8 protein-coding genes and 1 pseudogene are annotated in these 9673 nt (G+C 63.2%); 2 read left to right on the forward strand and 7 right to left on the reverse strand.

The features are described from left to right. Positions 1 to 183: 183 nt before the first annotated feature. From IAE27_RS21035 to IAE27_RS21065, 7 genes and pseudogenes are all read right to left on the reverse strand, one after another. Positions 184 to 972 carry an ABC transporter ATP-binding protein gene (locus IAE27_RS21035; protein ID WP_004102846.1) on the reverse strand — a complete coding sequence of 263 codons (789 nt, stop codon included), beginning with the start codon at positions 970 to 972 and terminating at the stop codon, positions 184 to 186. Next, positions 966 to 1961, reverse strand: a complete 996-nt coding sequence (locus IAE27_RS21040) for an ABC transporter permease (protein WP_004102848.1) — start codon at positions 1959 to 1961, stop codon at positions 966 to 968. Before IAE27_RS21040 ends, IAE27_RS21035 begins: the two co-directional genes overlap by 7 nt. Continuing rightward, the gene (locus IAE27_RS21045; RefSeq protein ID WP_064344479.1) at positions 1942 to 2979 is read right to left on the reverse strand and encodes an ABC transporter substrate-binding protein; all 1038 of its coding nucleotides are present in this window, start codon (positions 2977 to 2979) and stop codon (positions 1942 to 1944) included. Before IAE27_RS21045 ends, IAE27_RS21040 begins: the two co-directional genes overlap by 20 nt. Next, positions 2976 to 3950 (reverse strand): ABC transporter substrate-binding protein, encoded by a 975-nt coding sequence (locus IAE27_RS21050; RefSeq protein ID WP_070556832.1) that lies wholly within the window; start codon positions 3948 to 3950, stop codon positions 2976 to 2978. Before IAE27_RS21050 ends, IAE27_RS21045 begins: the two co-directional genes overlap by 4 nt. Before the next feature lie 11 nt (positions 3951 to 3961). Further along, a complete protein-coding gene (locus IAE27_RS21055; RefSeq protein ID WP_004113552.1) occupies positions 3962 to 5107 on the reverse strand; it encodes an acyl-CoA dehydrogenase family protein in 1146 nt (381 codons plus the stop codon). Beyond that, positions 5085 to 6189: pseudogene (locus tag IAE27_RS21060) on the reverse strand (LLM class flavin-dependent oxidoreductase). The gene IAE27_RS21055 and the pseudogene IAE27_RS21060 overlap by 23 nt, the downstream one beginning before the upstream one ends. Positions 6190 to 6334: 145 nt before the next feature. Further along, entirely contained in the window at positions 6335 to 7228 is an 894-nt protein-coding gene (locus IAE27_RS21065; RefSeq protein WP_004102856.1) for a LysR family transcriptional regulator, read from the reverse strand. A gap of 107 nt (positions 7229 to 7335) precedes the next feature. On the opposite strand from IAE27_RS21065, the gene IAE27_RS21070 reads away from it, so the two are divergent. Together IAE27_RS21070 and IAE27_RS21075 are read left to right on the forward strand one after the other, a co-directional pair. Next, positions 7336 to 7932, forward strand: coding sequence for a cysteine dioxygenase (locus IAE27_RS21070; protein WP_004102858.1), 597 nt, complete (start codon positions 7336 to 7338; stop codon positions 7930 to 7932). Position 7933: 1 nt separating this feature from the next. Next, positions 7934 to 9514 carry a rhodanese homology domain-containing protein gene (locus tag IAE27_RS21075; RefSeq protein ID WP_115239470.1) on the forward strand — a complete coding sequence of 527 codons (1581 nt, stop codon included), beginning with the start codon at positions 7934 to 7936 and terminating at the stop codon, positions 9512 to 9514. The last annotated feature ends 159 nt before the right edge of the window (positions 9515 to 9673 follow it).

The following is a 9673-nucleotide window of genomic DNA, read 5'->3' on the forward strand; positions in this document are numbered from 1 at the left end:
TGAGCACGCCCCATGTAGCCAGAGTAAGGCGCGGCCCTGCCGCGCCGCCCCCGGGAATCCCCAGCCGAACGGTCAGAATGAGCACAATCCCTGTAGCCCGGGCAAGGCGCGGCACTACCGCGCCGCCCCCGTGAATCCCCGCCGAACGGTCAGAATGAGCACGCCCCCGGTTAGTGCGTTGCCTTACCAATCCTCTCCCTGGCCAAGAATACGCAGAATATCCTGACGATGCTGCAGCAGCAGCGGATTGTCGCGATGGCGAGGATACGCCAGCGGCAGCGCAAACTCGGCGATAATCCGCCCCGGCCGCGGCGACATGATTAACACCCGATCGCACAGTAGCAGCGCCTCTTCGATATCGTGAGTGACCAGCAGGCTGGTATAGCCCTGCTGCTGCCACAGGGCGATCAGCTCCCGCTGCATGCTGATGCGGGTAAGCGAATCCAGCTTGCCCAACGGTTCGTCGAGCAGCAGCAGACGCGGTTCATTCAGCAGCGCGCGCGCCAGCGCCGCACGCTGCGCCATCCCGCCGGAAAGCTGGCGCGGCAACGCCTCACTAAACGCCTGCAGACCCATTCGCGCAATCAGCGCGTCGGCCTTTGGCTCAAGCCCCTTTTTCCCCTGCGCCTGCGGCCCCAGCAGCACGTTTTGCCGCACCGTCAGCCACGGATAAAGGGTCGGGTCCTGAAACACCAGTATCCGCTCGGGCCCCGGCCCGCCCATCGCCGCCTCATCAATCTGAATTTGCCCGGCCTGCTGCGGCTCCAGGCCAGCCAGCAGCCGCAGCAGAGTGGATTTACCGCAGCCTGAAGGGCCGAGCAGCGCGACGCTTTCTCCGGGCCGCAGCTGCAGGCTGATATTCTCCAGCACCGGCACCGTCCGTTTGCCGAGGGTAAAAGCATGATGCAGATGGCTTATCGACACCGCCGCGCCGGTCGATGCCGCCTGAGAAGTGGCGTTCGCGGTTACCATTGCATCCCTCCCCGCTGCCAGCTCAGCAGCCGGTCGCGCACCATAAACAGCCCGCTAATCAGGCCGGAGCAAAGCAGCGCCATCACCAGCAGCGCCGCGTACATATTGGGATAGGCCGCCCAGCCCTGCGCCCACTGCAGATAAAAGCCGATCCCGGATTTCACGCCGACCATTTCGGCGACAATCAGCACCGAAAACGACGCGCCCAGCCCCATAAACAGGCCGACAAAAACGTTCGGCAAGGCGGCGGGGATCGCCACGCGCAGGATCAGGAAACGCTGGCTGGCGCCCAGGGTACGCGCCACGTCATACCACGCCTTATCGATGCCGATAACCCCGGACCAGGTCAGCACGGTCACCGGGAACCAGGTGCTGAGCGCGATCAGAAACACGCTGGCGCCAAAGCTGGAAGGGAAGATAAACAGGCACAGCGGCAGCAGCGCGGTGGACGGCACCGGCCCCAGCAGACGCAACACCGGATGCACCCAGTAGCCGATCCGCTGGGACCAGCCGATCGCCAGCCCGCTGATAAAACCGCAACTGGTGCCCAGCAGCACCCCGAGCCCGAGCAGCCCCAGCGAATGCATAAGGCTATCGAGCAGGCGCGGCCAGTCATCGTGCAGCACCTCAATCAGCGCCTGCGGCGGCGCGAAAAACGGCACCGGCAAAAATGCCGTCTTTGCCGTCAGCCCTTCCCACAGCGCAAAGAGCAGCGGCAGCAGCGCCAGCCACTTTCCGGCATGCTGCAGACGCGTCCCCCGCTGCCGCCAGTAGCGGTAGCTCAGCGCCAGCACCAGCAGCCCGCCGCCGAGGGTGAACTGCGCCAGCGCCCACCCTTCGCTAAACGGCCAGCGCCGCCCGGCATCGGGCCAGGCCAGCGTATACAAGCCGCCCAGCAGCCACAGCGCGGCGGCCAGCCAGCCTTCCGTCCACCGCGGCCTGCCGCTTGCCGGGCGCGCCAGCGCCCGTTCAGGCGAAAACGTTGACATAAATGCTCTCCGCAAACTGATGGGGATCGGTTCCCGGTTTAATGACCTGCACCCGCTGAAGATCCACCGCGTACTGGGTCAGCTCTTTAACAAACGCTTCGCCCACCGCGTGATGACCGTGCCCCTGGCCGTGGAGAATGCCGCTGACCTCCGCCTCATTGGTATTCAGCGCATGGGCGAGGAAGGATTGCGCCACGCTCTCCGGGTGCGCGGCGGCATAGCTGTGCGCCTCAAGAATCGCCTGGGTGAGCGCGGCAGCGGCCGGTTTATGATCGCGCGCCAGGCTACCGCTGACCCCCAGTACGCAGCAGCTCAGCCTGGCATAATCGCCGGTCATATTGCTGGCGATAAGCTGATATTTACCGGTTGCCAGCAGACGATAGCTAAAGGGTTCGCTGCCGCTGATGGCGGCGATTTCGCGTTTATCCAGCGCCACGCTGAGCAAATCCGCCGGATAGACTTTCCACTGCACATCGCTTATCGGATCGATACCGTGGCGCTTAAGCAAGATGGCGAAAAAGTTTTTATCCGGCCCGGCCATATCGGTGACGCCGATGGTTTGCCCCTTCAGGCTCTCCAGGCCGCCGAACGGCGAGTTTTTCGCCGTCAGCAGGTTCAGGCAGCCGCCGTGGGTTCCGGCGGTGAGCTTCACGTCGAAGCCCTGCTCCAGCGCCTTCAGCCAGCGCAGCGCCATCCCGACGCCAGCGTCGGCCTTGCCGGTGGCAATCGCCTCCAGCAGCACGTCCGTCGAGTTGCCGAAGTTAACGAACTCCACGTCGAGATTGTATTTACTGAAGATCTTCTGCTGCTCGGCGACGGCGACTGGCGCCAGGCACACCGCGCTTTTGTTAATCGCCAGCTTGATTTTGTACGGCTGCGCCAGGCGCAGGGCCAGGTGTTCCTCACCGCTCGCCATGGCCGCCATATCGTGAGCCCAAAGCGGCAGGGATGCGCCGGCCAGCGCAAGGCTGCCGGTCAAGCGTAAGAAACGACGGCGGGAAAAAGCAGAGGTTATCATGGCGTCGCCTCCGCATGGGCCTGCGCGGCAGGCACGCTAAAGCCGTTATCAAACGTCGGCGTCACCTCCAGCTTCGCGCGGATCAGCCCGTTGGCGAGATAAAAATCCGCCGTCGACTGCTGCTGGGCGACCGTCTTCGCGTTCAGAGGCTGCCACTGCGACTGGCGATTGGCAAACTGCGCGCGGGCGATATCCGCCGGGAAGCGAATAATCTCCCCCAGGGTTTTACCGTAGCTATCGAGATTGGCATACGCCCAGCGCTCGGCGCCGGCCAGACGATTGAGGTAATCCTGCAGCGCCGCGCGCTTCTGCGGATCCTTCAGGGCATCATCGGTTGCCGCCAGGAAGGTGTTGCCCGGCAGCAAACCTTTGCCGCTGACCAGGATCTGCCCCTCGGCGGTCTTCACCAGCTGCGTGGTGTACGGCTCCCAGGTCGCCCAGGCATCAACCGAACCGTTGAGCAGCGCCACTTTGGCGTCCACCGGACCGAGAAACACCCACTGCACATCCTTTGGCGAAATTCCCGCCTGCTCCAGCGCTTTCAGCGCCACAAAGTGGCCAATCGATCCTTTACCGGTAGCGATGCGTTTGCCTTTTAAATCCGCGGCGATTTTCAACGCGCTGCCGGGCGAGACCAGCACCGCGGTGCCGGCCGGGTTGCTTTTATCGACGGCGATGGCTTTAACCGGCGCGCCGTTAGCCAGCGCGAACAGCAGCGGCGCATCGCCGATTATCCCCGCATCCACCGCCCCGGCGTTAAGCGCTTCCGCCAGCGGCGCGGCGGCCGGAAACTCGGCCCATTTAATCTCATATGGGAGATTCTGCAGGGCGTTGGCGGCCTCCAGCTGCGAACGCATGCCGCCTTTTTGATCGGCAATTCGCAGGGTGATTCGCTCCTCAGCCGCCGCATAGCCGCTGAGGACCAGCAGTATGATCGCGCCGCCTAAAGCGGTAACATTAAATCTGCGCATGAGAATTATCCTTATTTTTGAAAAGCGTGTTTGCCGGCCGCCAGCCACGCGCTGTCGCTCTGCGGGGTGTGTACCCGTCCGCACAGCACGTTACGATAGTGGCGTTCCAGAGGATTTTGCCGACTCAGGCCATGGTTGCCGGTGAGCTCCAGCGCCAGGTTTACCGCCTGAATGGCATTGTCGGTAATCGTGACTTTCGCGAGATTCGCCTCAATGGCGGAAAAGCCCAGCTGCGCGGCCTTTTCCAGCAGACTGCGATTGACCAGTAGCCAGCCGTCAATCTGGCCGACTTTTTCCTGCACCCGCGGCAGGCTGGAAAGCGGTTGCCCAAGGCTCCCCGGGATACGCGTACCCAGCCAGGACACCAGCCAGTCGCGGGCCGCCCGCGCGATGCTGTCGTAAATTGCCGCCAGTAGCGCCGTGTGGCGGTTGGCAAACAGGCGAAACTGTTCAGCATCCGGCGCGGGAGGCGCATCGGCAGCCCATACATCCACCGCGTGATCGGCGGCCACCTGCACGTTGTTGAGCACCACTTCATGGCTGCCGGTTGCCCGCATTCCGCCGTGGTCCCAGCTTTTGACGACGCTAATACCGTCACTTTCGCGCGGCACCAGCCAGGTGCCGACCAGCGGCGGAGCGTCGTCGCTGCGGCCCCAGATGGCCAGCCAGCTCAGCCCCTCAATACCGGTGGTATAAATTTTATGGCCATTAATCTGCCACCCTTCGGCGCGGCGGGTCGCCACGGTTTGCGGCAGGCCGCCGCGCGCCGGGGAGCCCAGTTCCGGCTCCACGCGCAGGCTGTTGATCAATCCTCCCCGCTCAACGGCATCGTGAAAAACCCGCTGGCGCAGCGGCTCGGACCAGTTCTCGTTTTCCGCCAGCCGCAGATGATGCAGGTACTGCATGCAGACAATCAGCGCCGTCGCCGGTTCGCCCCAGGCAATAGCGGCAATCGCCTGCTGGAGCCTGGGAAGATCGGCACCTGCCCCGCCGTACTGCAGCGGTACGGCGAGGCTTAAAAAGCCGCGCTGGCGCAGACGGTCGATATTGTCGCGGGGAAAGTCGCCGCTGGCGTCGAGGCTGGCCGCCTGCTCCGCCATCAGGTGGCGAATCTCCGCGAGCCGTCGCGCCCACTCATCGGTAGCCGGATGTTTCACGATGCGCGCTCCGCCGCGGCGCGCAGGGCCGCTTTTTCGCGGGCGATCGGCAGCAGCGCTTTACCGTACTCCTGGGCATCGTTGAGCGGATCGAATCCGCGGATCAGGAAGTTGCGCACGCCGAGGTCGTAATAATCGAGCAGCGCGTCAGCAACCTGTTCCGGAGTGCCTACCAGCGCGGTAGAGTTGTGGCCGCCGCCCACCAGCTGCGCAATTCCGGTCCACAGACGTTTATCTACCACCTTGCCCTGCGCTGCGGTGGCCCGTAGACGCTGCGCCCCGACGCTGTCGGGCTTGGCTTTGAAGCCGTCCCCGCTCTGCGCCGCCCGTTCGGTGGCGACGTGCAGAATATGCTCGGCTTTTTCCCAGGCCTCAGCTTCAGTCGCGGCGATAATCGGCCGGAACGAGACGCTGAAGTCGATGTCTCGCTGATGTTTCGCCGCCTCGGCCCGCACGCGCTGGATGGTATCCTCCGTTTGCGCCAGCGACTCGCCCCACAGAGCGAAAACATTGGCGTGCTTGCCGGCCACGGCGATAGCGGCTTCCGACGAGCCGCCGAAGTAGAGAGGGATATGCGGTTTTTGCAGCGGGCGTATCGCCGACCACGCCTGTTCCGCCTGATAAAAATCATTGGCGATATCCACCGGCTGTTCGGCGGTCCATACCTTGCGGACGGTCTCAAGGAAGGCATCGGTACGCGCATAGCGCTGGTCGTGATCGAGATAATCGCCGTCGCGGCGTTGTTCGGCGTCATTGCCGCCGCTGATGATATGCACCGCCAGCCGTCCGCCCAGCAGATGTTCAAGGGTAGCGAACTTACGCGCGGCGAGGGTCGGCGAGACAAAACCGGGACGATGAGCCAACAGAAAGCCGATCTTTTGCGTCGACAGACCCGCCAGCGCGGTCACCAGGAATCCGTCGGGTTGATCGGACCAGTGGCCCACCAGCAGGCGGTCAAACCCGGCGGCCTCGTGGGTTTGCGCGAAACGCACGATGTAATCGCGGTCAAAAATCGGACCGACCGGGGCGATGGTTTCCGACGACAGGCGGTGGCCGATCATGCCGAGAAATTGAATGCTCATGCAGAACTCCTTGTAGCAGGATAATGAGTGGGCCGCCGCGGCGGCGCGTTTTCATTACCCTATACACGGGCTCTTAATGAACAAAATGCATTTTTATCATATCTTAATATGCGAGATAAGCATTTATAAAAATTATATATACGTTTCAGCCAGATACGTTTAGCTGCTGAACGACTTTGCCGGCGAAAAAAGTCAGCGGCTGGCTCAGATTAGCCAGATTCTGCGCGTGAACCAGCCACAGATGCACCTCGGGCTGGAAATCCGCCAGCGTCAATATTGTCACCTCATCGCGCCACGGGCTGGCGGCCAGCGCGGCGCGCGGGACCAGGCCAAGCCCCAGCCCCTGCGCCACGAGGCTGATTTGCAGCTGGGCACCCGCGGTCTCAACATTCAGCGCCAGACGCAGCCCCTGGGACTGCAGCTCGCGAATCAGCCCGGCCCGCAGGCCGCAGCCGTCGGGATTAAGCACCCAGCCTTTTTCCGCGCAGTCGCGCAGCGCCCCGGCGTGAAGACGCCAGCTTTTGGCCGCGATCACCGCAATATCCAGCGGGCACAGCAGGCGCCCGCCGTAGCCCTCAGCAAAGCGTTGCTGTTCCGGCCCCATCGCCAGCACGCCGTCCAGCTCGACGCTTTCAAGGCGCTTTTGCAGCAGCCCGCTCCAGCCGCAGGTGACCTGCGGTCTCAGGGCGGGAAACTGCTGGCGCAGCGCGGTCAGCGCCGGCTGCAGCGCAATTTCCGCCACGCTCTGCGGAACCCCGAGACGCAGGATGCCGTGCGGCTCGGCCTCGGGGTCGAGCAGACCGTACAGCTTTTTGGTCTCCCGCTTGATGCTCAGGCACTGCTCGTAAACCCGGTGCCCGGCGGCGGTCAGGGTGAGCGGCCGGGTCTGACGCTCAAGCAGCGTCACGTTGAGGGTTTGCTCCAGTCGCTGAAGTCGGCGGGTTATCGCCGATTGGGTAATACCGAGATATTCCGCGGCCTGATTAAGCGAGGAGAACTGCACGGTGGCCAGCAGTGCGTCAATGTCGTCGATGCGCATAGCGTCCTTAATGTGATTTTTGCATATTAATATATGCGGAAATTGCATTTTAATTATATTAACGCCTTTGCTAGCGTAAAGACCAGTCCCGACAACAGGAAGCGACCATGACCGCACCGCGAGTGGAAAAATTACGCCAGTTTATTCAGGACCTTGATGCCCTGCATCGCGAATTTGCCGATGAGCCAGCCCTGCTTGACGCCGTGGCTCAGCGCCTGGCCACGCTGGTAAAAAAAGATGACTGGCTGCCGGAAGAGTACACCCTGCCGCACCCCCACCACTATCAGCAGTATCTACTGCATGCCGATTCCGGACAGCGATTTTCCATCGTCAGCTTCGTCTGGGGGCCTGGGCAATCGACGCCGATTCACGATCATCGGGTGTGGGGCGCCATCGGCATGCTGCGCGGCGCGGAGGAGAATCAGCGCTACCGCCTGGACGAGCGCGGCCAGCCGGTGGTCAGCGGCGTTGCCGAACGCCTCTCCCCTGGTGAAGTAGAAAAAGTCTCTTCCCGCGATGGCGATATTCACCGGGTGAGCAACGCCCTCGCGGATAGCGTCTCGATCAGTATTCACGTTTACGGCGGCAATATCGGCGGCGTCAGGCGCGCGGTCTATACCCCGGAAGGCCTCGTCAAACCTTTTGTCTCCGGTTACTCCAATCGCCACTTGCCCAATATCTGGGATCTCTCAAAGGATAATTAATATGCCCATCTGTTCTTATCGCCCGACCGCTCAGCTGCGCCAGGCGCTGCTTGACGGCGCGGAGCTGGCGCTGATCGATGTTCGCGAAGAGGCCGACTTTGCCCGCAGCCATCCGCTGTTTGCCGCTAATCTGCCGCTCAGCAAACTGGAGCTGGATGTTTTTCGACGCGTGCCGCGCCTGACGACGCCGATTACCGTCTATGACGGCGGCGAAGGTCTGGCGGAGCGGGCCGTCGAGCGCCTGCAGAGCTGGGGTTATCAGGATGTCGCGCTGCTGGAAGGCGGCCTCTCGGGGTGGCAACGAAGCGGCGGGGAGCTGTTTCAGGACGTGAATTCGCCGAGTAAAGCGTTCGGCGAGCTGGTAGAGAGCGAGCGGCATACCCCCTCGCTGAGCGCCGGGGAAGTGAAGGCGCTGCTCGAGGGTCAACAGGAGGTGGTGGTCGTCGACGCGCGCCGTTTCGATGAGTATCACACCATGAATATTCCCGGCAGCATCAGCGTGCCCGGCGGGGAGCTGGCGCTGCGCATCGAGGGCCTGATTCCGTCACCGCAGGCGACGGTGATCGTCAACTGCGCGGGGCGCACGCGCAGTATTATCGGCACGCAGTCGCTGCGCAACGCCGGTTTGCCCAATCCGGTCTACGCGCTGCGCAACGGCACCATCGGCTGGACCTTAGCCGGGCTTGACCTTGAGCGCGGCCAGCAGCGCCGCTACGATGCCGATTTCCGCGCCTCAGTCGAACGCGCGACGGCGGTGAGACAGCTGGCGGAGCGCGCCGGCGTCGCCTTTATAGACACCGCAACCCTTCAGCGCTGGCTGCGGCAGCCCGCGCGTACGACTTACCTGTTTGACGTTCGCAGCCCGGAGGAGTACGCCGCAGGCCATCTGCCGCTGAGCGTTAGCGCGCCCGGCGGGCAGCTGGTGCAGGAAACCGACCATTTCGCCAGCGTGCGCGGAGCGCGGATTGTGCTGATTGCCGATGACGCGATACGCGCACCGATAACGGCGTCCTGGCTGGCGCAGATGGGGTGGGAAGTGGCGGTGTTAAATGATGCGCGCCCTGAAGACTTTAGCGAGCGCGGTACCCCCGCGGCCAAAGTACCGCCGGGGCCGCAGGCGGAGGAGATTTCGCCACAGCAGTTAGCGGAACAGCTGCGGGTACCCGGCACCGTGGTGCTGGACTTCACCACCAGCGCCAACTATGTCGCCCGGCATATCCCGGGCGCTTACTGGCTGGTTCGTTCGCAGCTGCGCCAGGCGCTGGAGGTGATACCGCAAGGAGAACGTTACGTTGTCACCTGCGGCAGCAGCCTGCTGGCCCGCTACGCGGTGCCGGAGGTAGCGGCTTTAACCGGTAAACAGGTGCAGCTGCTGAGCGGCGGCACCCTGGCGTGGATTGATGCCGGACTGGCGTTGGAGCATGGCGAGACGCATCTGGCGACGCCGCGCAGCGATCGCTATCAGCGCCCATATGAAGGTACCGATAACTCCCCGGCTGCAATGCAGGCCTACCTCGACTGGGAGTTCGGCCTGGTTGAACAGCTGGCGCGCGATGGTACGCACGGGTTTAAGGTATTGTGATTTCCCCCGCTCGCGCTGCGCTTAGCGGGGCTACGGGCCCCTGTACTCAGCTCCCGGGGGCGGCGCTAAGCGCCTGCCCGGGCTACAGGTTTACCGCCATCTGCCATCCCGTAGCCCGGACAGATGCGCAGCATCGCCTCCGGGAGATTATGCCGCGCT

This window comes from Klebsiella sp. S69 (assembly GCF_016516145.1).
In the GTDB taxonomy this organism is placed as follows: Bacteria; Pseudomonadota; Gammaproteobacteria; order Enterobacterales; family Enterobacteriaceae; genus Klebsiella; species Klebsiella oxytoca.

Bases quoted from the DNA above. Each gene is read 5' to 3' on its own strand.
- IAE27_RS21045 (WP_064344479.1), bottom strand. From the start codon at position 2,979: ATGATAACCTCTGCTTTTTCCCGCCGTCGTTTCTTACGCTTGACCGGC.
- IAE27_RS21065 (WP_004102856.1), bottom strand. From the start codon at position 7,228: ATGCGCATCGACGACATTGACGCACTGCTGGCCACCGTGCAGTTCTCC.
- IAE27_RS21040 (WP_004102848.1), bottom strand. From the start codon at position 1,961: ATGTCAACGTTTTCGCCTGAACGGGCGCTGGCGCGCCCGGCAAGCGGC.
- IAE27_RS21050 (WP_070556832.1), bottom strand. From the start codon at position 3,950: ATGCGCAGATTTAATGTTACCGCTTTAGGCGGCGCGATCATACTGCTG.
- IAE27_RS21075 (WP_115239470.1), top strand. From the start codon at position 7,934: ATGCCCATCTGTTCTTATCGCCCGACCGCTCAGCTGCGCCAGGCGCTG.
- IAE27_RS21070 (WP_004102858.1), top strand. From the start codon at position 7,336: ATGACCGCACCGCGAGTGGAAAAATTACGCCAGTTTATTCAGGACCTT.
- IAE27_RS21035 (WP_004102846.1), bottom strand. From the start codon at position 972: ATGGTAACCGCGAACGCCACTTCTCAGGCGGCATCGACCGGCGCGGCG.